Here is a 22,363-nt window from a genome sequence, read left to right on the forward strand (position 1 = left end):
GTATCGCAGGTCGAAAACAGTGGCTCACTTTAACCGATGATTCGCGACCGGACACAAACGTAAACATTCGGTAAAGGTCGTTGAAACATCCTGTCACTGTCTCCATTACAGGGGAGCACCTTGTCCAGTGGGGACGAGGGCAATGTTATCCCCGGCAATCTACGAGGTCGCCATGAACAGCGAAGAGCAAACCCTGATCGATGGACTGTTTTCCCGGCTGCAACAGGCCGAAACGGAGGCAGCCCCGCGCGACGCCCAGGCCGAGACGCGGATCAAGGAACACCTGACGCGCCAATCGGCGGCAGGTTATTTCATGACCCAGGCGATCCTGGTGCAAGAGGCGGCGCTCAAGAGCCTCGACGAACAGAACAAGCAGTTGACCCAGCAAGTCCAGCGTTTGCAGGCCGAACTGCAATCGGCCAAGGCGCAGAGTGCTGCGCCGGCGCCAAGCGGTGGCGGTGGTTTCCTGTCGAGCATCTTTGGCGGCGGCAGTTCGCGCCCGGCGCCGACCCAAAGTGCCCCGGCATCGACCGGCGGCTGGCGTGAGCCGGCCCCGCAGCCGAACTTCAATGCCCCTGCGCCACAACAGAATTTCGGCGCGCCGCCACCTAACTACGCGCAACAGGCCGCGCCGGCAGCGGGCAGCAGCTTCCTCGGTGGCGCCTTGAAAACGGCTGCCGGTGTGGCGGGTGGCGTGATGCTGGCGCAGGGCATCAGCAGCCTGTTCCATCACAATCAGCAGCCAGAAGAAATCGTTGAAGTGATCAAGGAAGAGCCGGCGCAGGTTGCAAACCAGAGCAACAACGGCTGGGGCGATGACCAGCGCATGGCCGGCGACGACCAGGGTGGCGTTACCGATGCCGACTACAGCGATGACAACTCATCGTTCATCGATGACGACGATTCCTTTGTCTGATTCACCATTCGTCCGGAGCCCTTGAGGGCTCCGGGCCGATTATTCGCGTCACCTTCCTTGAGGCTGGCATACTGAGCGCCTTTTTCGGGCCCAGCGCCTGATCCCGCTTCGTGCGCTCGCGCGCTCACAGGAACTCCGGTGAAAAAAATCGCAGTGTTCGCCGACGTGCAGAACCTCTACTACACCGTGCGTCAGGCCTATGGTTGCCACTTCAACTACGCCGCGCTGTGGGCAGACATCAGCAAGGACGGGCAGATCGTCGAGGCCTACGCCTACGCCATCGACCGTGGTGACAGCAAGCAGCAGCAGTTCCAGCAGATCCTGCGCAACCTCGGCTTCACCGTGAAGCTCAAGCCCTACATCCAGCGCAGCGACGGCTCGGCCAAGGGCGACTGGGACGTGGGCATCACCCTCGACATCATGGACGCCGCCGACCACGTCGACGAAATCGTCCTGGCCTCCGGTGACGGCGATTTCGACATGCTGCTCGAACGCATCATCAACAAGCACGGCGTGCAAGCGGTGGCCTACGGCGTCCCCGGCCTGACCGCCAACTCGTTGATCCGCGCCGCCAGTCGTTACGTGCCGATCGAAGGCGCGCTGCTGCTGAAGAATTGAGCGGCTACTGAAGAATTGATTTGAACGGAGTTGAACCCGGTTTGGAACGCATTGCAGTCATCGACTTTGAAACCACCGGCCTCTCGCCGAACAGCAGCTGCCGCGCCACGGAAATCGCCGTGGTCATGCTGGAAAACGGCCGCATCGTCGAGCGTTACCAGAGCCTGATGAACGCCGGCGTCCGCGTCCCCGCGTTCATCGAACAACTGACCGGTATCAGCAACGCCATGCTGCGCACCGCGCCGTCGGCGGAAAAAGTGATGGAGGAGGTCAACGAATTCGTCGGCTGCACGCCTCTAGTCGCGCATAACGCTTCGTTCGACCAGAAGTTCTGGGATTTTGAACTGGGGCGGATCAAGCGCACCCGTTTGCAGAACTTCGCCTGCTCGCTGTTACTCGCCCGCCGCTTGATGCCGGCGGCGCCGAATCACAAACTCGGCACCCTCACCACGTTCGCACGACTACCGCACACGGGGCAGGCTCACCGGGCCATGGCAGATGCCGAAATGGCGGCAAACTTGATGGCGCATCTGGCCGGAGAGTTGCGGGACAAGCATGGCGTGCGTGAGTTGAACCACGATTTGTTGTGCAAGTTGCAGAAGGTGCCGGCCGCCAAAGTAGGCGAGCATTTACAGCGCTACCGCTGATCCCGAAATCACCATAATTCCTGTAGGAGCTGCCGCAGGCTGCGATCTTTTGACTTTGACTTATTAGAAGCAAGATCAAAAGATCGCAGCCTGCGGCAGCTCCTACAGGAGAACTCTACTTGCCGTTGCCTTCGATGTGCCCCAGCGGCACGCGTTTTTCGATGGCGCTGGACAGCACAATCGAGTTCTGAGCTGCCGAAGGCTGCGATCTTTTTACATCAGGCCAGACTGGCGAATTGTTGACTATCAACCTTGTCTACCGGCATAAACCCGGTTGTTTTCTTGAAATTCATCGTGTGAACGAAGTTCTTCATCGAATCGGATGGATCGATACTTTGCATGTTGAGTTTGAATAGCGTCTCGCGTGCGAGTGCAACGCTGAGGATCGGTTGATCTTCGAGATGGCCGGTTGCGGAGTTGAGGAGTGAGTCAACAGCTGTAACGATGACGAGGCGCTCGGGAAGGATACTCAGCAGTTCCTGCCCTACACGTAAAACGCAGCTGGATACGTAGTCCTGTAACAGCTCATTGAATTTGCTGATCGGCATTTTCTTTACCGATAGTTTCCCGCTCTGCAACAGCGACTTGATTTCTTGAGGGATCACTTTGGTTCCGTGTACCGAGAGCGTGCACTCGAGAATGCCGGCGTCTGTAACAGAGAAATTAATTGATGTGCCCAAGTGCGAAATATCCGTGAACGGATTCACTCGTAGGACTGCATCAATTTTCGATTGGGCATTACCGGCGAGTATTCCCAGCGCAAGATCGTGATCTACTTTCCAATCCTGATGCTGCGCTTCCCAATCGCTTAACTCTTGAGCCAACTCTTGTGTGTCTTTGGCGACCGCTGCTTGAATAGCTAATTCCAGTTTTCTACGTTGTCTAGCCTCAAGTTTTAAAGTGCGCGCGATGAAGCCAGGTTTATAACTGGACTGTCTCGCCCTGGCTTTGTTTTCATGAGTATTGAGTGCTACGGGTTTTATCGGTGGCGGTTGATTTGCGAACTCACTCCAGTCGATCCCCTCGCCACAATCTTTATGCACGGACAGCAGCAGATCTATGTGGTTTTCGTAGACCTCAACTTCGTACGCGGCCTGCTCAAGGGCCTCCATTTTTGCGAACTCTTTTTGACGTACCTGCAATTCGCGTTGGCGCCGCTTCGAGTTGCGCTCTGCTCTTCTTGCTGACGCCTGCATTGAGCGTAGGGTTCCCTTCCAAGTCATTTCTGAGCTCCTTTCATTTCTATCGGTTTTTATTTTTTGAGAAAGACCGATTGTCGGCATCTGTGAGGACATTAGCTGTTGCGCTTGGTGGCGTCCACCGGTCAAAAAGTCTTGCGAAATAGGGTTGTTTAACAGTGTGTGGGTTTCGACGAAGCGTCCTACTGAAGATTAGGGATAATCCGTCTTGAGCTCCGATAGCCCCGCCGCTAACCTCTTTTCGTCGCTGCAAATTCAGCGATCGGGACTGCAAGCCCGCCGATAATTTGTTAGGCACTGAACGGTGCACCTATAATCGCGTCGATCTTTTGGCGACCAACGATTTTATGGTGGCTGTGTGCGGGAGACCTTCGGGTCTGCCGAGGTTGCCTAACGACTCGGTCTTGCAGACCCGCTCACAGCCGCCACCCATCATCTGCAAGTGATGCTGGCGGCTCCAACATTCGTTAGGTAATTTGCCATGATTGAAGTAACTCCCAACGCTCCAAAAAACTCCGGCTCGTCATTCAGTCGTGAGTCACTCGTAAACCCCCAAACCTTCATCCGCCATCACATACAGCTGCAAGCCGCTTTGGTACATGGCGAAGCCTGGTTTTGTGCCCGTGATTTTGGTCGTCTCATGGGGTTGGAAATCAATGGGCGACAAGTTCTGAAGCTTGATGAAGATCAGCGGCGGATACTGTATCTATCGGGAAGCGATGGTGTTCAAGAGACCTTGATGTTGAGCGAGTCCGGCGTTTACGCAATGCTGGTTTACCACTACTCCCCGGAGAACCGTCATTTGCGTCGTTGGCTGACCCATGAAGTCGTGCCGATGCTTCGTCAGGGCTCGGAGTCAGTTTCAGATCCGCATCTGCGTTTGATGATGTGCGCAGGGGAAACGTTGAGACTTCTGCATTGGCGCAATGAGCCATGGATGCGCATGCGAGATATGCCGCACTTGCTGACTCAGGAAAGTCGTAGCTAAGGTTGAAGGCTTCTCGCTAGCGGACTTACTCGCGAATGCGGTGTGTCATCCAGAAAGGTGTTGTCTGACACTCCCTCTTCGCGGGCAAGCCCGCTCCCACAGTGGACATCATTGCCTCAAGACTTGCCGTTGCCTTCGATGTGCCCCAGCGGCACGCGCTTTTCGATTGCGCTCGACAACACAATCGACGTCTTGCTGAACCCGAACTTCGCCACTCGATTGATCAACTCTTCCAGCTCCGTCATCGAGCCCACCGCGCCCTTCATCATCACGCACGGATCGCCCGTCACTCGAAAGCACTCGGTGAGTTGCGGGATTTTCACCAATTCGTCGTAAACCTTTTGACTGCCGTTCTGATGCAGGCGCAGTTCGATCATGCACTGGATCGGCAGACCGATTTTCGACAAGTCGATTTTCGCCTCGTACCCGGTGATCACCCCGGATGTTTCAAGCTTGGCAACGCGTTCGGCGACGGCGGGGGCGGAGAGGTTCACTTTGCGCGCCAGGTCGGCGTAGGACGCTCGGCCGTTTTCCAACAGGGCGCTGAGCAGCATGCGGTCGTATTTGTCCAAGGTCAGACTCCTGAAATGGGCAGGCTTTCGAAATCTCGGTTTATCCCGATGATCTCCGTTCTTTCAAAAGTATACTGGCGCTATAAACAGGTTTTGTAGCTTATTTTTGCTCGCTCGCCTTTCTAGAATAATTCATCCGCTACCTCTGACAGTCGAGCTGCCCATGCCTGCCCTGCGCCGTTTTTCCCTGCCGCTGATCGCCGCGTTTTTTGCGTTGTATGTGATTTGGGGATCGACCTATCTGGTGATCCGCATCGGCGTTGAATACTGGCCACCGCTGATGCTCGGCGGGGTGCGCTTCTTGATTGCCGGTACATTGATGTATGCATTTCTGCGTTGGCGCGGGGCGCCGGCGCCGACGCCGACGTGGGCGCAGTGGAAAGCGGCGGGGATCATCGGGATTTTGCTGCTGAGCTTTGGTAACGGCGCGGTGAGTGTCGCCGAGCACACGGGTGTGGCCTCTGGCGTGGCGGCGTTGGCGGTGGCGACGGTGCCGCTGTTCACGTTGCTCTTCGGTTATTTCTGGGGCGCGCGAAATACCCGACTCGAATGGGCCGGGGTGGCGCTGGGGATTGTCGGTATTGCCATGCTCAACATGGGTTCCAACCTGCAATCGAGTCCACTGGGCGCGGCGTTGCTGATTTTTGCCGCGGCCACTTGGGCGTTCGGTTCGGTGTGGAGCAGACACCTGCCGTTGCCGCAGGGCGCGATGGCCAGTGCGGTGGAAATGCTGGTCGGCGGTGTGGTCCTGCTGATCGGCAGCGCGGTCAGCGGCGAGCATCTGCAAGCCATGCCGCCAGTAGAGGGCTGGCTGGCGCTGGCGTATCTGATCTTCTTTGGCTCGATCATCGCCTTCAATGCCTACATGTACCTGCTCAAGCATGTGCGTCCGGCGGCGGCCACCAGTTATGCCTACGTCAACCCGGCGGTGGCGGTGTTGCTGGGGATCGTATTGGTCGGCGAGACCATCGGCATTGAAGAAGCGCTGGCGATGCTGGTGATCATCAGCGCCGTGGTGCTGATCGGTCTGCCACAGTGGCGTCGGGCTCCGGCACCCGCCGTCGCGGCCATGCCGACAGAGGAGCGAACAGAATCCCGTGTGAATTAGGGTAAACTGCGCGCCATTGCACACTCGTTTTGCACAACCGCGCTAAATTTTCCTACGGTACTCCCATGACTTTCGCCTCCCTTGGCCTGATCGAACCCTTGCTGCGCTCCCTCGAGACGCTCGGCTACCAGACCCCGACGCCGGTGCAGGCGCAAGCCATCCCGGCCGTTCTGGCCGGTCGCGACCTGATGGCAGCGGCCCAGACGGGCACCGGCAAAACCGCCGGTTTCGCCTTGCCGCTGTTGCAGTTGCTGGCTATGGAAGGGCCGAAAGTCACCGCCAATTCGGCGCGTGCGCTGATTCTGGTGCCGACCCGCGAACTGGCCGAACAGGTTCATGAGTCTGTGCGCCAGTACGCCGAAAACCTGCCGCTGCGCACTTACGCGGTCTACGGCGGCGTGAGCATCAACCCACAAATGATGAAGCTGCGCGGCGGCGTCGATGTGCTGGTCGCAACGCCTGGTCGCCTGATCGACCTGTTCCGCCAGAACGCGCTGAAACTCGATCAGCTGCAAACCCTGGTGCTGGATGAAGCCGACCGTATGCTCGACCTGGGCTTCTCCGAAGAACTGGCGAACATTTACCGCATGCTGCCGAAAAAGCGCCAGACTCTGCTGTTCTCCGCGACCTTCTCCGATGACATCCGCCTGCTGGCCGGGCAGATGCTCAACGATCCGCTGAGTGTCGAAGTCAGCCCGCGCAACGTCGCTGCCAACACCGTCAAGCAGTGGGTGGTAACCGTCGACAAGAAGCGTAAGGCCGAACTGTTCGTGCACCTGATGCGCAAGAACAAGTGGAAGCAGGTGCTGGTGTTTGCCAAGACCCGTAACGGTGTCGATGCGCTGGTGGAAAAACTTCAGGGGCTGGGCGTGAACGCCGACGGCATCCACGGTGACAAACCGCAGGCAACGCGCCAGCGTGCGCTGGATCGTTTCAAACTCAGCGAAGTGCAGATTCTGGTGGCCACCGACGTTGCGGCGCGGGGGCTGGACATCGAAGATCTGCCGCTGGTGGTCAACTTTGATCTGCCGATCGTGGCTGAGGATTACATCCACCGTATCGGCCGTACTGGCCGTGCCGGTGCGACGGGCGAGGCGATCTCGCTGGTGTGTGCCGATGAGGTGAACATGCTCTCGGCCATCGAGATGCTGACGCGTCAGACGCTCAAGCGTCAGAACGAACCGGACTTCGAGCCTGAGCACCGCGTGCCGGATACCGATGCCAGCGGCCAGGTGATCAAGAAGCCAAAGAAACCGAAAAAGCCGAAAACCTCCGGCGGTGGTGGCAAGCGTAATCTCGGTAAGTGGGTCGATAGCGGCGAGACCCAAGCGCCGGAGCCTTCGATCAAGCCTGTGCGTAAAGTGCCGGTGTTTAACACCGGGCCGCGCAAGCGTAAGCCATAACCCTCTGCTGAAGGCGCGCTATCCAGGTAGGAGCTGCGGCACGCTGCGATCTTTTGATCTTGCTTTTAAAGGTCAAAAGATCGCAGCCTCGTTTCACTCGACAGCTCCTACAGGGTTTTGTGCCGAAGCCACTCCAGCATCCCGAACCCCGCCGCCCGTCCGCTGGCAAAACACCCCGTCAGCAAATAGCCGCCCGTCGGCGCCTCCCAATCGAGCATCTCACCTGCGCAGAACACCCCCGGCAACGCCTTGAGCATCAATCGCTCATCCATCGCTTCAAACGTCACGCCGCCAGCACTGCTGATCGCCTCATCCAAAGGACGGGTCTTTACCAATGTCAGCGGCAGCGCCTTGATCGCCCGAGCTAACAGCGCGGGATCGGCAAAGGTTGCAGCGTCAGTCAATTCACGCAACAACGCCGCTTTCACCCCATCAATCCCGACCTGACTGTGCAGATGCTTGGCCATTGAGCGCGAACCGCGTGGCTTGCTTAACGCTGCCTGCAATTTATCCACAGGTCGGCCGGGCAGCAGATCGATGTGAATGGTCGCTGCGCCGTACTGATTGATCGCCTCGCGAATCGGCGCCGACAGCGCATAAATCAGACTGCCTTCAATGCCGGTCGCGGTGATCACGCATTCGCCCAGGCGCGGTACATCGTCGTTCAAGCCGATGGCGATATTTTTCAGCGGCGCTCCGGCGAATTTGCTCACCATCAGATCGCTCCAGGCCTGCACCTCGAAGCCGCAATTGCTTGGCTGCAGCGGTGCCAGTCCTACACCTTTTTGCTCCAGGGGCAGCATCCACGCGCCATCCGAACCGAGGCGCGCCCAACTGCCGCCGCCGAGGGCGAGCAGGGTGGCGTCGGGTTTCACGGTGATTTCGCCCGTGGGGCTTTCGATGCGCAACGCACCGTGTTCATCCCAGCCGAGCCAGCGATGGCGGGTGTGGATAACGACGCCACTGTCGCGCAGACGCTTGAGCCAGGCGCGCAATAGCGGTGCGGCTTTCATGTCGGTGGGGAACACGCGGCCCGAGCTGCCGATAAAGGTTTCGATGCCCAGATCGTGAATCCAGCGGCACAGCGCATCGGCATCAAAACCGCGCAGCAGCGGGGCGATGTGCGGCGCGCGTTCGGCGTAGCGCGAGAGGAATGCCGGGTAGGCTTCAGAATGGGTGATGTTCATGCCGCCGACGCCAGCGAGCAGAAACTTGCGGCCTACCGAGGGCATGCCGTCGTACAGGTCGACTCGTACCCCGGCCTGGCTCAGCACTTCGGCGGCCATCAGGCCGGCGGGGCCACCGCCGATGATGGCGACGTGAGCGGGGGAGGCGGTGGAGTTCTGGGTCATGGCGTGCGCTGCGGTATGGCGGGATAAGGCGCGCATTCTAACAGCGCAGGACAGGGTGGGAGGGAGCTTGCTCGCGAATGCGGTATATCCATTGACATCAATGTTGAATGACACCCCGCATTCGGGAGCAAGCCCCCTCCCACAAGGGATCTGTGGCGATCCATAAAACCTGGTTGAAATTTGATCAGCGTGCTGCAGGCCATGCTCAGCAAGGCCTGTAGTCCCTTTCGCTCAGGTTATCCACAGGCCGTTCCACAGCGATTGTGGGTAACGCAGCACAGCTCAATGACAACCGTGTGACGTCCAGACGCGCTGCGCGCTGTGATGAAGGATGCCGTGGCGGCGTGCGAGGGCGTGGCGATCCTTGCTGTAACCGCCACCGATGACACCGACCACCGGAATGTCGCGACCCAGGCAATGGCGCATCACGGCTTCATCCCGGGCGGCAACGCCTTCATCGGTCAGTTGCAGATAACCGAGGGCATCGTCCTTGTGTACATCGACCCCGGCGTCATACAGCACCAGATCCGGCTGATACAGCGGCAGCAGGTAATTGAGTGTGTCGTCCACGACTTTTAAATAGTCGGCATCGCCCATGCCTTTGGGCAGCGGAATGTCCCAGTCACTTTCGGCTTTGCGTGCAGGAAAGTTCTTCTCGCAGTGCAGGGAAACGGTAATCGCCTCCGGCGTGTCGTGGAGAATCCGCGCGGTACCGTCGCCCTGATGCACATCGCAGTCGAAGATCAGCACGCGGTTGACCCGACCGCTTTGCAGCAGGTAATGGCTGATGATCGCCAGGTCATTGAAGATGCAGAACCCGGCCGGGTAGTCGTAGTGGGCGTGATGGGTGCCACCCGCCAGATGACAAGCCAAGCCATGCTCCAGGGCTTTTTCAGCCGCCAGAATCGAACCGCCGACCGCGCGCACCGTGCGCCGCGCCAGCGCTTCATTCCATGGCAAGCCAAGACGCCGCTGGTCTTCGCGAGACAACTCGCCACTCATGTAGCGTTCGATATAGCTACGGTCATGGGCGAGGGCGAGGATGTCGTTGGGGCAGATTTGCGGACGCAGCAGATCGGCGTCGCGCACCAGTCCACTGTCGACCAGGTGATCGCGCAACAGGCGAAACTTGTCCATCGGGAAGCGGTGATCCGCCGGAAACTCGGGGCTGTAGTCTTCGTGGTAGATCAGCGGTAGGGGCATGGGGATTTCAAGTAGCAAACGTAGGAAAGAATGAAGGATCCTACCAGCGATGTAGACTTGCGGCATGGAAACGGAGGGGCACGATGGAGCCGATACTGGAACTCGAAAGCGCACGCCTGCTGATGCGTCAGTGGCAGGACGAGGACTTGCCGGCATTTGCGGCGATGTGTGCCGATCCTCAGGTGATGCGCTACTTTCCGCAGCCGTTGAGCCGGTTGGAAAGCGCTGCGCTGATCGGTCGCGTGCGCGGGCATTTTGCCGAACACGGTTACGGCTTGTGGGCGCTGGAACGCAAGGACAGCGGTGAATTCATCGGTTTCACCGGTCTGGGCGTCGTCGGTTTCGATGCGGCATTTACGCCGGCGGTAGAGATCGGCTGGCGTCTGGCCAAGGAACATTGGGGCCTGGGTTACGCCAGTGAAGCGGCGTGGACCGCTCTACGTTGCGGGTTTGATCGCTTGGCCTTGAAAGAGATCGTGTCTTTCACCGCACAAAGCAATCTTCCTTCGGAGAAAGTCATGCAGGCGATCGGCATGCATCACGATCCCGCCAATGACTTTGATCACCCCAAGCTTGCCGTCGATCACCCGTTAAGAAGACATGTGCTGTACCGCATCACCCGGGAGCAGTGGCTGCAAACCTTGCATGGATAAGCCGACACGGACGTTTACAATGGCCGCCAAATCATTGGCCCGCGCCAGAATCTGAATCGGCCGCCGCAGCCAAGACTGCGCGACATCGCTTTGTGTGAGGAGAGTCTGAATGAGCCAAGTGTTGGAAGATCTGGTCGACCTGCTGACCCTGGAACCGATCGAAGAAAACCTGTTCCGTGGCCGCAGCCAGGATTTGGGTTTCCGTCAGTTGTTCGGGGGGCAGGTACTCGGTCAGTCGTTGTCGGCGGCCAGTCAGACGGTTGAAGAAACACGTCATGTGCATTCGATGCACGGCTATTTCCTGCGTCCTGGCGACGCCAAGTTGCCGGTGGTGTATTCGGTTGATCGCGTGCGCGATGGCGGCAGTTTCAGTACCCGTCGCGTCACGGCGATCCAGAAGGGCCACCCGATCTTCACCAGCAGCGCTTCGTTTCAGTACGACGAAGAAGGCTTCGAGCATCAGACTCCGATGCCGGTGGTGGTCGGCCCGGAAAACCTGCCCTCGGAACTGGAACTGACCCAGCAACGCGCGCACCTGATCCCCGAGCATATGCGTGAAAAATTGCCGTGCCCGAAACCGATCGAAGTGCGCCCGGTCACCGAAAAAGATCCGTACAACCCGCAACCGGCGGATCCGGTCAAGTACGTGTGGTTCCGCGCCGATGGCGCGCTGGCCGACATCCCGGCGCTGCACAAATACCTGCTGGCCTACGCCTCGGACTTCGGTCTGCTGACCACCTCGATGCTGCCCCACGGCAAATCGGTCTGGCAGAAAGACATGCAGGTCGCCAGCCTCGATCACGCGCTGTGGTTCCACAACGATCTGCGCGCCGATGACTGGTTGCTCTACGCGATGGACAGCCCGTGGGCCGGAAATTCCCGTGGGTTCTCCCGTGGCAGCGTGTTCAACCGCGCCGGGCAACTGGTGGCGTCGGTGACGCAGGAAGGCCTGATCCGCCATCGCAAGGATTGGGCATGAGCCTGGCCGAGGTGAAGCACTGGGTGTTCGACATGGACGGCACCCTGACCGTCGCCGTGCATGACTTCGCGGCGATTCGCGTGGCGCTGGCGATCCCGCCGGAGGACGACATCCTCACCCATCTCGCCGCGTTGCCGGCCGAGGAGGCGGCAGCGAAACATGCGTGGTTGCTGGAGCATGAGCGCGATCTGGCACTCGGTTCGACTCCGGCGACCGGTGCGGTGGAACTGGTGCGTGATCTGCATTCGCGCGGTTATCGCCTCGCTATCCTCACCCGTAATGCGCGGGAACTGGCGCATGTGACGCTAGAGGCGATTGGCCTGGCTGACTGCTTCGCGGTGGAAGACGTGCTGGGCCGTGATGAAGCGCCGCCCAAGCCGCATCCGGGTGGGTTGCTCAAGTTGGCAGAAGCCTGGGCGGTACCGGCCAGTGAGATGGTGATGGTCGGCGATTACCGCTTTGATCTCGATTGCGGGCGAGCAGCGGGCGCGCGGACGGTGTTGGTGAACCTGCCGCATAACCCGTGGCCGGAGCTGACGGATTGGCATGCGCAGGATTGTGTCGAGTTGCGGCGGATGATTCTGGCCTGAAATCTTTGGTGCCTGAGCTGACTTCTTCGCGAGCAGGCTCGCTCCCACATTTGGAATACATACCCCTGGGGGAGCGGGCTTGCTCGCGAAGAGGGCATTAAATCCGCCAAACAGCTTACTGATCAAACAACGCCTTTTGCCCCTCCGGCGAGGTCAACATCCCATCGCCGTTGTGCCCGACTCCAAGCACTTCCACCAGCCGCTGATTCACCCCTTCCGGATGCCGGCGCAGCAAATAACCGAAAAACAGTTTGCCGCGCATCAAGCGATAAGCCCCTTGCGCCTGGGCCTCACAGCCCTTGTCCAACGCCGGGTGTTGCGGGTCGATGTCTTGCTGCCCAAGCAGATAAATCACCTCGCGCTTGATGTAACTGCTTTCAAGCTGCAACGGCGTTTGCCCACCGGCGTACACCGGCATGTCTGACAAACCGTACTTCCAGCGATTGAAGCCCATGCACTTGGCGTGATCGAACGCCACGGGCCGCTGCTCGTTGAAATAAGCGTAGGAAGACGGATTGGCGACCACATAACGCAGGCGAATGCCGTTGGCTTTCAGCGCCGGCTGATCCTTGGCCAGCAGCGCATAACGCTGCACCACTTGGCCACCGCCGGAGTGGCCGAAAATCACGATCTGCTTCACGTCTGGAAACTGTTTTCGATCGGTGATGCGGGCGACGATTTCGTCCAGCGCTGCGTAGGAACTCAACGGATTCGGGCCTGTGGATAAACCGCCGCCCATCCACTCGTTGCCTTTCCAGCGCAATACCGTGGTGGGCAACGAGTACAGGGCCACATCACTTTCATTGAGGAACTGCGGCGCAATCACCAGTGTGTGGGCGGTTTGTCCGGCCAGTTCGGCCGCGCTTTCGGCGCTTTTGCGATAGGTCTCGGCGTTGCGCAAGCGCCCATGAATGACGATCAGCACACGCTCGATTTTTTCCGGCGCAGGCCCGATGCCCACCGCCATTTCCCCGGCCTTCAATTGCAAGCGCCCGGGACTGATCGCGTCGACGCCGGCCGCTTGCGCGGTGCTGCCAATGATCAGTAAAGCCAAAAGCCATTTATGCATTTACAGGTTTTTCGCCGCGAAGGTGTCGCACTGGCCGACCTGGCCCTGCGCGAATCCGGTTTTGAACCAGCGCACCCTTTGCGCCGACGTACCGTGGGTAAACGAGTCCGGTACTACACGGCCCTGACCCTGTTGTTGCAGGCGATCATCGCCGATGGAATTGGCGGCATTCAAGGCTTCTTCAATGTCGCCGGGCTCCAGCCAGTTCAAGCGCTTCTGCGCGCTATAGGCCCAGACGCCGGCCAGGCAATCGGCCTGCAATTCCTGACGTACCAGCAAGCCACCGGCACCTTCCATCTGCCGACCTTGCTGGCGGGCTGTCTGAATTTTCGCCGAGACGCCAAGAAGCGTCTGCACATGGTGTCCGACTTCGTGAGCGATCACGTAGGCTTGGGCGAAGTCGCCGGCAGCCTTGAAGCGTTGCGACATCTCCTGGAAGAACGCCATGTCCAGATAGACCTTCTGATCCGCCGGGCAGTAGAACGGGCCAGTGGCCGAGGTGGCCAGACCACAGGCGGAGTTGACCCGATTGCTGAACAGCACCAGGGTCGGGTCCTTATATTGACGGCCGGCCTGCTGGAAAACCGTGCCCCAAGTGTCCTCAGTGTCGCCAAGGATCGAACGGACGAACTCGGCCTGTTCGTCATTGGCCGGTGGGGCCTGACGCGTCTGCGAGGTGGGTGCCGGCTGTTCGGACATTTGTCCGGTGAGTTGACCGAGGATCTGCAGCGGATCCTGTCCGGTGATCCAGCCGATGCCGACGATCAGCAGGATTGCCCCCAGGCTCAACCCCTTGCCGCCACCGAAACGCATGCCGCCGCCACCGCCGGTATCATCACCACGGGCATCGACGACGTTGTCACTGCGTCGGCCTTTTTTCCATAGCATGTGGGAATCCTCTTTCTGATCGTGGTGATGAGTGTTGCTGGTGTGTGGGAACGGCGCCAGTCCGGTCGTCAGACACTCCACAGGAGATGTCAGTTCGTTGGTCAATGGCGTTTAGCGGTGCTCAATCCATGCATCTTACAGTTGTGCTGCTTCAAAAGTGGTGCAGGCATCTCCGTGTGAAGCATTGAAACCGGTGTTGAACCAGTTGATTCGCTGTTGCGAAGTGCCGTGAGTAAACGCCTCCGGCCGAACCTCCAGGTGCGCTTTGCGCATCAGGTAATCGTCACCCACTTTTGAGGCAATCTCCAAGGCTTCATCCAGATCATCGGGGTCGAGCCATTGCAGATTTTCTTGCGCATGGCGTGCCCAGTAGCCTGCCAGGCAGTCGGCCTGTAATTCCAGACGCACGCCCAGGCCGTCAGCCCCGGTCATGGATTCACCGCTGTTTTCGGCGTCCTCCATTTGTTTGAGCACACCCATTTCATTCTGAACATGGTGCCCAACCTCATGAGCAATCACATAGGCTTGCGCAAAGTCCGCCACCATTGAGTCCTGAACAGTAAAAGACTCCAGCGATTTGAGGTCGATGTAGATTTTCTTGTCCAGTTCGCAGTAGAACGGGCCGGCTTCTTTTGATCGATACGCGCCACAGGCAGACTGGGTCTCGACGTCATACAGAACAAGTTCAGGCGACTGATACTGTTTCCCCACTTGCGCAAATATCTGTGTCCAGACGTCTTCGGTGCTTCCCAGCACGGACTCGACAAAAAACCGATGGGGGTCATCCTTCACAAATTTTCCCATCTCTCCCAAGGGCTGCTCTTGCATCGTATTGACCGTTTCGATGTCGCCCGATTTCTCCAGGTCGGCCCAGTAGGCACCCATACCTGCCATTATCGAGACGATCAGACCCGCCGCTAAAGCTATCCCTGTAGGGCTGCGGACATCCTTGTCCTTTCGTTGATCGTTGACGTTTTCGCTGCGTCTTGCCTTGTTCCATAACATGTCGCTTTTCTCATACAGGTTGTTCCGGCGAAATTGCCGGGCCTATGAATAACTGCAGAGATCAATATTGGCAGGACAGATCTGTAAGAACGCGTAAGACAAATCCCGTCGAAGAGACGAAAGTGCCCTTTTTCAGTATTAACTTGTCGAAATGAACCACGCTGGAAGGTAGGACTGCCTGGCCGAAGATTCACGCCACAGTGCGTTACATACGCCGATGGTTCGACGCCAGACGATTTTCTTCATGCAATGCAGTGCGCTGTTCGCCCACTATTTCAATTGTTGTCTGTGAGAGTCCGACACCTGGCTCTAGATTGTTGCGCAGTGTTTACAAGGAGACCTCATGACCGTCAGCACGCCGTTATCCGGAGTCAACCAACCCTTCAAAGGGATCTTGCTGATTGTCCTGGCGACCTTCCTGTTCTCCAGCCATGACGCACTGTCGAAGTATCTGTCGGGGTTCTATCCGATCGTGATGGTGGTGTGGGCACGGTATGTGGTGCACACCTTGTTGATGGCGGGGATTTTTCTACCGCAGTCCGGGCTGCGCGTGCTGCGAACCAAACGTCCTTTGCTGCAATTGATCCGGGCGCTGTGCCTGCTCGGTACGAGCCTGTTTTTCACCACGGCGCTGCTGTACATCCCGCTGGCGGAAGCGACGGCGGTGAACTTCCTGGCTCCGGTGCTGGTGACGGCATTGTCGGTGCCGCTGCTCAAGGAAAAGGTGACCCGTGGCCAATGGATCGCGGTGATCTGTGGGTTTATCGGCGTGCTGATCATCGTTCATCCCGGAGGTGAACTGTTCACCCCGGCGGTGTTGCTGCCGTTCTGCTCGGCGCTGTTTTTCTGCTTCTACCAACTGCTGACCCGCAAGCTCGCGCAAATCGATAGCCCGACCACCAGCAACTTCTTTGCCGGGTTGTGCAACACGTTGGTGATGAGTGCTTTGGTGCCGTTCTTCTGGCAGGTGCCGACGTTGACTCACGCCGGGCTGATGCTGGCGCTGGGCAGTTGCGGGATGACCGCGCATTTGTTTCTGACTCAGGCGTTCCGCCATGCCGCACCGGCGTTGCTGGCGCCGTTCGGTTATTGCCAGATCGTGTTTGCGGGGTTGTTGGGCTGGCTGCTGTTCAATCACACGCCGAGCCTGTTGACCGTGATCGGGATTGCGGTGATCTGTTGCAGCGGGTTGGCGGCGGCGTGGCAGCAGAGCCGCCGCTGAGGAGCGATGCAGAAACGTGTGGGAGGGGGCTTGCTCCCGAAGGCGGTGTATCTGCCGACATTCGTTTTGAATGTCAGTCCGCTTTCGGGAGCAAGCCCCCTCCCACACTAGGTTTGGTGTAGGCGCAGGTTACTCGGTGACGGTCGGAATCTTGCGCGGCGCCATGAAGTACATCCAGGTCAGCGCAATGAAGTACATCGCCGGAATCAGGGTGAACAACACGGTGTAGTTGTTGTTCGTGACGGTAAGGATGTGACCGACGATCTGGGTCATGAACATCCCGCCGATCGCCGCGCACATGCCGCCGAAACCAAACACCGTGCTCATCATGTGCTTGGGCGTGTAGTCCATCACCAGGCTCCAGATGTTCGCCGTCCATGCCTGATGCGCGCCGATCGCCAGAGAAATCGCCGCCACCGCGACCCACAGATTGGCGGAACCGGCGGCCATGACCACACCGATGATGCAGCAGGCAAACAGGAACATCGACAGCAGCCGCGCCTTGATCGCGTTCATCCCGCGACCGATCAGGAACGAGGACAGAATGCCGCCCCCGACGCTACCGAAGTCGGCGGTGACGTAGATGATGATCAGCGGGATGCCCATCTGGGTCACGTTGATGCCCAGGTTGTATTGCTGATTGAGAAACGGTGGCAGCCAGTACAGGTAGAACCAGAACACCGGCGCGGTCAGCGAGTAGGCGAGGGCGAAGGCCCAGGTGCCGCGCATACGGAGGATTTTCGAGAATGGCACGCGGGCCTGCTCCGGTTCGACTTCCTGCTGGATGTAGTCCAGCTCGGACTGTTTCACGCTCGGGTGATCTTCCGGGTTGAAGTACTTCAGGCCCCAGAACAACAGCCAGATCCCGCCCAGCGCCGCCATGCACAGGAACGCCGCCTGCCAGCCCCACACGTGCAAAACCAGTGGCAACAGCATCGGCGTGAACATCGCGCCGACGTTGGTCCCGGCATTGAAGATACCGGTAGCCACGGCGCGTTCGCCGGCCGGGAACCACAGGCGTGTGGTTTTCACGCAGGCCGGGTAATTCGCCGCTTCGGTCAGGCCGAGAATGAACCGGCAGACCATGAAGCCGACCGCCGAAGTCGCCAGACCGTGCGCGCCGGTGGCCAGGCTCCACAACAGTACCGCGCAGAAGAACACGCGCTTGACGCCGACCCGGTCGATCAACCGCCCTTGCAGCACGAAGCCGATGGCGTAGCCGACCTGAAACCAGAAGTTGATGTTGGCGTAGTCCATCGCCGTCCAGCTCATTTCCTTGGCGAGGATTGGCTGCATGACGCCGAGGGCGGCGCGGTCGATGTAGTTCAGGGTGGTGGCGAAAAACACCAGCGCCAGCATGCCCCAACGGGTTTTGCCGACCGCCATGGCGCCGCGGATCTTGTCGCCAATGCCACCCGTGGCAGTGCTCATGGCCGGGGCCATGCGGGAAGTCTGTGAAGGAATCATGTGTTCCACCCGTTTTTGGATTTTTTATTTGGTGTGCTTTTTTTCTTGCACGCTGCGACCGGTGGTTCAGATCCGGACTCAATGTGTTGCCGATGTTGGGCAGTGGACGAAAAATCGTCAATTCGCCAAACCGCCATTGTGTTCGATAATCGCACGCAAAACTAACCGGGTAGTACACTTTAAATTGCTGCGCGAACTGATGCAGCCAATAATTTCCCCACGATAAAAAACCATCCCATGTAGGAGCTGCCGCAGGCTGCTCCTACAGTAAAGATAAAGCGGCGCAGTCCGGGAGTAGAAACATGCAGCGTTCCATTGCCACCGTTTCCCTGAGCGGCACCCTGCCGGAAAAACTCGAAGCCATCGCCGCCGCCGGGTTCGACGGGGTAGAGATTTTCGAAAACGATCTCCTGTACTACGACGGCAGTCCCCGTGAAATCAAGCAGATGTGCGCCGATCTCGGGATTGCCATCACCCTGTTTCAGCCGTTCCGCGATTTCGAAGGCTGCCGCCGTGATCGCTTGGCGCGCAATCTGGAGCGGGCCGAGCGCAAGTTCGACCTGATGCAGGAGCTGGGCACCGATCTGGTGCTGGTGTGCAGCAACGCCTCGGCCGACAGCGTCGGCGATCAGCAAATCCTCGTCGATGACCTGCGTTTGCTGGCTGAACATGCCGGCGCACGTGGGTTGCGCATCGGTTACGAAGCGTTGGCCTGGGGGCGCCACGTCAATACTTGGCAACAGGTCTGGGACATCGTGCGTCAAGCCGATCACCCGAGCCTGGGCGTGCTGCTCGACAGTTTCCATACGCTGTCGCTCAAAGGCGATCCAAGCGCGATTGCCGACATCCCCGGCGACAAGATCTTTTTCGTGCAAATGGCCGATGCGCCGATTCTGGCCATGGATGTGCTGGAGTGGAGCCGGCATTTCCGCTGCTTCCCGGGGCAGGGCGAATTCGATCTTCCGGGGTTCCTCGCGCCGATCATCAAGAGCGGTTACACCGGGCCGCTGTCGCTGGAAATCTTCAACGACGGTTTCCGTGCCGCGCCACCACGGGCCAATGCCGCCGATGGTTTGCGCTCGCTGCTGTATCTGGAAGAGAAAACCCGCCAGCGCCTGGAGCAGGAAGCAGCCCCCGTGGCCAACCGTGAAATCCTCTTCGAAACGCCCAAGGCCAGCGAGTACAACGGCATTGAGTTCCTCGAATTCGCCGTCGACGAAGCGCTCGGTGCCAAGCTCTCGAACTGGCTGGAACGTCTGGGTTTCGTCAAGGCCGGGCAGCACCGTTCCAAGAGTGTGAGCCTGCTGCGCCAGGGGGATATCAACCTGATCCTCAACGCAGAGCCCTATTCGTTTGGTCACAGCTTTTTCGAGGCGCACGGCCCGTCGCTGTGCGCCACTGCGGTGCGGGTCAAGGACAGCGCCAGTGCGCTGGCCCGCGCTGTGGCTTATAAGGGCCAGCCCTATCGCGGACTGGTCGGTCCCAACGAGCTGGAGCTGGCGGCGGTGCGCGCGCCAGACGCAAGCCTGATTTATCTGGTGGATGAAGACGCTGATGTCTACGGCACTGATTTCAATGTGCGGCCCGACGCAGTTGCCGGTGGTGGTCTCAAGCGCATCGATCACATGGCCATGGCGCTGCCGGCCGACAGCCTCGACAGTTGGGTGCTGTTCTATAAGAGCCTGCTCGATTTCGAGGCTGACGACGAAGTGGTCCTGCCCGACCCCTACGGTCTGGTGAAGAGCCGCGCGTTACGCAGCCGCGACAGCTCGATCCGTTTGCCGCTGAACATTTCCGAGAACCGCAATACAGCGATCTCTCACGCTCTGTCGAGTTACCGCGGCTCCGGCGTGCACCACATCGCCTTCGATTGCGACGACATCTTCGCCGAAGTCAGCCGCGCCAAGGAAGCAGGCGTGCCGCTGCTGGATATCCCGCTGAACTATTACGACGATCTGGCTGCGCGCTTTGATTTCGATGATGAGTTCCTCAGTGAGCTGGCGTATTACAACGTGCTCTATGACCGTGACGCGCAGGGCGGCGAGTTGTTTCACGTTTACACCGAACCGTTCGAAGGGCGGTTCTTCTTCGAAATCATCCAGCGTAAAAACGGTTATGCCGGCTACGGCGCGGCGAACGTGGCGGTGCGCCTGGCGGCGATGGCCAAATCACGCAGTGGCGCAGTGCGCCAGGCGAAGTTGTAGGAATTTCGTAAGCGGGGGATTAAACACGGGTCGCGCGGCTTCCTTCACTGTGCCGCGCGGCCCATAATCGCCGGCGTGTGCAGTGATGGCCGTGAGCCCGCAATGACAATGACTACAGAACTCCCCGCAGCCCCCGTCGAGCCCGTCGTAGAGCCGCGCAAGAGTCGCAAGAACAACCCGGAAAAGACCCGCGAGAACATCCTGCAGGAGGCGATCGTCGAGTTCGTCCAGCAAGGATTGTCCGGTGCCCGCGTCGACGCGATCGCCGAACGCATCCACACCTCCAAACGCATGATCTATTACTACTTCGGCAGTAAGGAGCAGTTGTACGTCGAGGTGCTGGAGAAGCTCTACGGCGATATTCGCAATACGGAAAGCCGCCTGCACCTGGCCGAGCTGCCGCCGGTGGAGGCGATTCGGCGGCTGGTCGAATTTACTTTCGATCACCACGACCGCAACGTCGATTTTGTGCGCATCGTCTGCATCGAGAACATCCACAACGCTGAATTCGTGAAGCGTTCGGATGCGATCAAGGCGATGAACAACACCATCCTCGATTCACTCGGCGAGATCCTGCGCCGGGGTGCCGAAGAGGGTGTGTTTCGCAGTGGGCTCGATGCGCTGGACGTGCATCTGCTGATCAGTTCGTTCTGCTTCTATCGCGTGTCGAACCGCCAGACGTTTGGCGAGATTTTCCAGATCGACCTGCCAGACGAAAGCATCAAGCAACGTCATCGCGAGATGATCTGCGAGTCGGTGTTGCGCTACCTGCAAGCCTGATGCATTTCCCTTGTGGGAGCGGGCTTGCTCGCGAAAGCGTCCGGTCAGTTATACATCTGCTGACGGGTACACCGCTTTCACGAGCAAGCCCGCTCCCACAGGAGGATTGAGTTCAACCCTCCATGCTTTGAAAATGCGCCAGCATCCGCTGCGCGTCCGGCACCACGCCGCTGAACAACTCAAACGCCTTCACTGCCTGAAACACCGCCATGTTGCCGCCATCCAGCGTTCGGCAGCCCAAGGCGCGGGCGTTGCGCAGCAGTTCGGTCTCCAGAGGGAAGTACACAATCTCCGCCACCCACAAGTCCTTGCGCAGCAACTCGACCGGAACCGGCATGCCCGGCAGTTTGGCCATGCCCATTGGCGTGGTGTTCACCAGGCCATCGGCTTGATTCAGCGTGCTTGGCAAATCATGCCCGGCCACTGCGCGGCCAACGCCGAAATGCTGATTGAGGTTGTTCGCCAGGCTTTCAGCGCGTTCGCTGTCCACGTCGAAAATGCTCAGCCGTTGTACGCCTTCGCTCAATAGCGCGTGGGCCACTGCCGCGCCTGCACCGCCAGCGCCCATCTGGACTACGCGGTTACGCGCAGCGTCATTCAAGCCACGGCGAAAACCCTCGGCGAATCCCAGACAATCGGTGTTGTGGCCGACGCGTTTGCCGTCCTTGAGCACCACGGTATTCACCGCGCCGATGCCGCGAGCTTCCGGCGACAGTTCGTCGAGCAGCGGGATGATCGCTTGCTTGCACGGGAAGGTGATGTTCAGGCCGGTGTAGTTCATGCGCTCAGCGGCCAGCAGCAAGTCGGGCAGGGCGTTGATGTCCAACTGCAATTGATCGAGGTCGACCAAGCGATACAGATAGCGCATGTCCTGCGCATCACCCTCGTGCTCATGCAGCGCAGGTGTGCGCGAGGCCTGAATGCCGGCACCGATCAGTCCGGCCAGTATTACGTTCTTGCGGATCATGCCGGGCATCCCTTCAGCCGCTGGCTGAAATGTTCCAGAGCCAGACGATAGCCATGGCTGCCAAACCCGCACATCACCGCCGTAGCGATGGCCGAGACAAACGAATGATGCCGGAACGGTTCGCGGGCATGGACGTTGGACAGGTGCACTTCAATCACCGGCAATTCACTGGCCACCAGTGCATCGCGAATCGCCACCGAGGTGTGCGTCCACGCCGCCGGATTGATCACGATCCCGGCGCAACGGTCGCGTGCTCCGTGAATCCAGTCGAGCAGTTCACCTTCGTGATTGGTCTGGCGAAACTCCACGGCCAGGCCGAATTCTTCGCCCGCGCGGCCGCACAGCGCGGAGATATCCGCCAGGGTTTCGTGGCCATAAGTCGCCGGCTCGCGGGTGCCGAGCAGGTTCAGGTTCGGGCCGTTGAGCACCAGAACGATAGGGGGCATGGGGGTAACTCCACTTATTGTTTTTGGCTTTGGCCGAGGGTTTCAGCCTGTGGAGATAAAATGTACTAGATGGTTACATCGGTCAAT

The 22,363-nt window shown here is 59.1% G+C and carries 22 protein-coding genes and 1 pseudogene; 12 read left to right on the forward strand and 11 right to left on the reverse strand.

Features of this window, described 5'->3' with window-relative positions:
* Window positions 1-172: 172 nt before the first annotated feature.
* The 3 genes from CKW18_RS19600 to CKW18_RS19610 all read left to right on the forward strand — a co-directional run bounded on the left by CKW18_RS19600 (window position 173) and on the right by CKW18_RS19610 (window position 2,181).
* Window positions 173-916, forward strand: a complete 744-nt coding sequence (locus CKW18_RS19600; protein ID WP_095190314.1) for a DUF2076 domain-containing protein — start codon at window positions 173-175, stop codon at window positions 914-916.
* 138 nt (window positions 917-1,054) lie between these two features.
* A complete protein-coding gene (locus CKW18_RS19605; RefSeq protein WP_003228475.1) occupies window positions 1,055-1,534 on the forward strand; it encodes an NYN domain-containing protein in 480 nt (159 codons plus the stop codon).
* Window positions 1,535-1,575: 41 nt separating this feature from the next.
* Complete coding sequence (locus tag CKW18_RS19610; protein ID WP_095190315.1) at window positions 1,576-2,181, forward strand: PolC-type DNA polymerase III; 606 nt, start codon at window positions 1,576-1,578, stop codon at window positions 2,179-2,181.
* A gap of 115 nt (window positions 2,182-2,296) precedes the next feature.
* Here the strand turns inward: CKW18_RS19610 and CKW18_RS31520 are convergent.
* Window positions 2,297-2,374 (reverse strand): annotated as a pseudogene (locus tag CKW18_RS31520) (Lrp/AsnC family transcriptional regulator); the annotation flags it as partial.
* A gap of 25 nt (window positions 2,375-2,399) precedes the next feature.
* Window positions 2,400-3,404, reverse strand: coding sequence for a hypothetical protein (locus CKW18_RS19615; RefSeq protein WP_095190316.1), 1,005 nt, complete (start codon window positions 3,402-3,404; stop codon window positions 2,400-2,402).
* Between the two features lie 457 nt (window positions 3,405-3,861).
* Here CKW18_RS19615 and CKW18_RS19620 point away from each other — a divergent pair, with 457 nt between their 5' ends.
* Window positions 3,862-4,368 (forward strand): Bro-N domain-containing protein, encoded by a 507-nt coding sequence (locus CKW18_RS19620; RefSeq protein WP_095190317.1) that lies wholly within the window; start codon window positions 3,862-3,864, stop codon window positions 4,366-4,368.
* A gap of 116 nt (window positions 4,369-4,484) precedes the next feature.
* Here CKW18_RS19620 and CKW18_RS19625 read toward each other — a convergent pair whose 3' ends face one another.
* Window positions 4,485-4,940 (reverse strand): Lrp/AsnC family transcriptional regulator, encoded by a 456-nt coding sequence (locus tag CKW18_RS19625; RefSeq protein ID WP_095190318.1) that lies wholly within the window; start codon window positions 4,938-4,940, stop codon window positions 4,485-4,487.
* Between the two features lie 163 nt (window positions 4,941-5,103).
* Between CKW18_RS19625 and yedA the strand changes: the two genes are divergently transcribed.
* Both yedA and CKW18_RS19635 read left to right on the forward strand, forming a co-directional pair.
* Window positions 5,104-6,048: a drug/metabolite exporter YedA gene (gene yedA / locus CKW18_RS19630; protein ID WP_095190319.1), complete on the forward strand. Its 945-nt coding sequence runs from the start codon at window positions 5,104-5,106 to the stop codon at window positions 6,046-6,048.
* Between the two features lie 65 nt (window positions 6,049-6,113).
* The gene (locus tag CKW18_RS19635) at window positions 6,114-7,451 is read left to right on the forward strand and encodes a DEAD/DEAH box helicase (protein ID WP_095190320.1); all 1,338 of its coding nucleotides are present in this window, start codon (window positions 6,114-6,116) and stop codon (window positions 7,449-7,451) included.
* A 107-nt stretch (window positions 7,452-7,558) separates the two neighbouring features.
* On the opposite strand, the gene CKW18_RS19640 is transcribed toward CKW18_RS19635, so the two are convergent.
* Both CKW18_RS19640 and CKW18_RS19645 read right to left on the reverse strand, forming a co-directional pair.
* Window positions 7,559-8,803 carry a TIGR03862 family flavoprotein gene (locus tag CKW18_RS19640; protein ID WP_095190321.1) on the reverse strand — a complete coding sequence of 415 codons (1,245 nt, stop codon included), beginning with the start codon at window positions 8,801-8,803 and terminating at the stop codon, window positions 7,559-7,561.
* A gap of 282 nt (window positions 8,804-9,085) precedes the next feature.
* Window positions 9,086-10,006, reverse strand: a complete 921-nt coding sequence (locus tag CKW18_RS19645) for a histone deacetylase (protein ID WP_095190322.1) — start codon at window positions 10,004-10,006, stop codon at window positions 9,086-9,088.
* Window positions 10,007-10,089: 83 nt separating this feature from the next.
* On the opposite strand from CKW18_RS19645, the gene CKW18_RS19650 reads away from it, so the two are divergent.
* From CKW18_RS19650 to CKW18_RS19660, 3 genes are all read left to right on the forward strand, one after another.
* Window positions 10,090-10,659 carry a GNAT family N-acetyltransferase gene (locus tag CKW18_RS19650; RefSeq protein WP_095190323.1) on the forward strand — a complete coding sequence of 190 codons (570 nt, stop codon included), beginning with the start codon at window positions 10,090-10,092 and terminating at the stop codon, window positions 10,657-10,659.
* A gap of 109 nt (window positions 10,660-10,768) precedes the next feature.
* Window positions 10,769-11,638, forward strand: a complete 870-nt coding sequence (tesB, locus tag CKW18_RS19655) for an acyl-CoA thioesterase II (protein ID WP_095190324.1) — start codon at window positions 10,769-10,771, stop codon at window positions 11,636-11,638.
* Window positions 11,635-12,228 carry an HAD family hydrolase gene (locus tag CKW18_RS19660; RefSeq protein ID WP_095190325.1) on the forward strand — a complete coding sequence of 198 codons (594 nt, stop codon included), beginning with the start codon at window positions 11,635-11,637 and terminating at the stop codon, window positions 12,226-12,228. The genes tesB and CKW18_RS19660 overlap by 4 nt, the downstream gene beginning before the upstream one ends.
* Window positions 12,229-12,343: 115 nt before the next feature.
* On the opposite strand, the gene CKW18_RS19665 is transcribed toward CKW18_RS19660, so the two are convergent.
* The 3 genes from CKW18_RS19665 to CKW18_RS19675 all read right to left on the reverse strand — a co-directional run bounded on the left by CKW18_RS19665 (window position 12,344) and on the right by CKW18_RS19675 (window position 15,190).
* Window positions 12,344-13,297 (reverse strand): hypothetical protein, encoded by a 954-nt coding sequence (locus CKW18_RS19665; protein ID WP_095190326.1) that lies wholly within the window; start codon window positions 13,295-13,297, stop codon window positions 12,344-12,346.
* Window positions 13,298-14,185, reverse strand: coding sequence for a neutral zinc metallopeptidase (locus CKW18_RS19670; RefSeq protein ID WP_095190327.1), 888 nt, complete (start codon window positions 14,183-14,185; stop codon window positions 13,298-13,300). It abuts the gene before it with no gap.
* Window positions 14,186-14,320: 135 nt separating this feature from the next.
* A complete protein-coding gene (locus CKW18_RS19675; protein WP_095190328.1) occupies window positions 14,321-15,190 on the reverse strand; it encodes a neutral zinc metallopeptidase in 870 nt (289 codons plus the stop codon).
* Window positions 15,191-15,533: 343 nt separating this feature from the next.
* Between CKW18_RS19675 and CKW18_RS19680 the strand changes: the two genes are divergently transcribed.
* Window positions 15,534-16,412: a DMT family transporter gene (locus CKW18_RS19680; RefSeq protein ID WP_095190329.1), complete on the forward strand. Its 879-nt coding sequence runs from the start codon at window positions 15,534-15,536 to the stop codon at window positions 16,410-16,412.
* Between the two features lie 129 nt (window positions 16,413-16,541).
* Here the strand turns inward: CKW18_RS19680 and CKW18_RS19685 are convergent, their stop codons facing one another.
* On the reverse strand, window positions 16,542-17,879 hold the full coding sequence (locus CKW18_RS19685; RefSeq protein ID WP_095190330.1) for an MFS transporter: 1,338 nt from the start codon (window positions 17,877-17,879) through the stop codon (window positions 16,542-16,544).
* 302 nt (window positions 17,880-18,181) lie between these two features.
* Between CKW18_RS19685 and quiC the strand changes: the two genes are divergently transcribed.
* The gene (quiC, locus tag CKW18_RS19690; protein WP_095190331.1) at window positions 18,182-20,083 is read left to right on the forward strand and encodes a 3-dehydroshikimate dehydratase QuiC; all 1,902 of its coding nucleotides are present in this window, start codon (window positions 18,182-18,184) and stop codon (window positions 20,081-20,083) included.
* Window positions 20,084-20,185: 102 nt separating this feature from the next.
* Window positions 20,186-20,863 (forward strand): TetR family transcriptional regulator, encoded by a 678-nt coding sequence (locus CKW18_RS19695; RefSeq protein ID WP_095190332.1) that lies wholly within the window; start codon window positions 20,186-20,188, stop codon window positions 20,861-20,863.
* A 112-nt stretch (window positions 20,864-20,975) separates the two neighbouring features.
* Here CKW18_RS19695 and CKW18_RS19700 read toward each other — a convergent pair whose 3' ends face one another.
* Together CKW18_RS19700 and aroQ are read right to left on the reverse strand one after the other, a co-directional pair.
* On the reverse strand, window positions 20,976-21,830 hold the full coding sequence (locus tag CKW18_RS19700) for a shikimate dehydrogenase (protein WP_095190333.1): 855 nt from the start codon (window positions 21,828-21,830) through the stop codon (window positions 20,976-20,978).
* Complete coding sequence (gene aroQ / locus CKW18_RS19705; protein WP_095190334.1) at window positions 21,827-22,276, reverse strand: type II 3-dehydroquinate dehydratase; 450 nt, start codon at window positions 22,274-22,276, stop codon at window positions 21,827-21,829. Before aroQ ends, CKW18_RS19700 begins: the two co-directional genes overlap by 4 nt.
* Between the last annotated feature and the right edge of the window lie 87 nt (window positions 22,277-22,363).

Source organism: Pseudomonas sp. Irchel 3E19, from assembly GCF_900187585.1.
GTDB lineage: Bacteria > Pseudomonadota > Gammaproteobacteria > Pseudomonadales > Pseudomonadaceae > Aquipseudomonas > Aquipseudomonas baetica.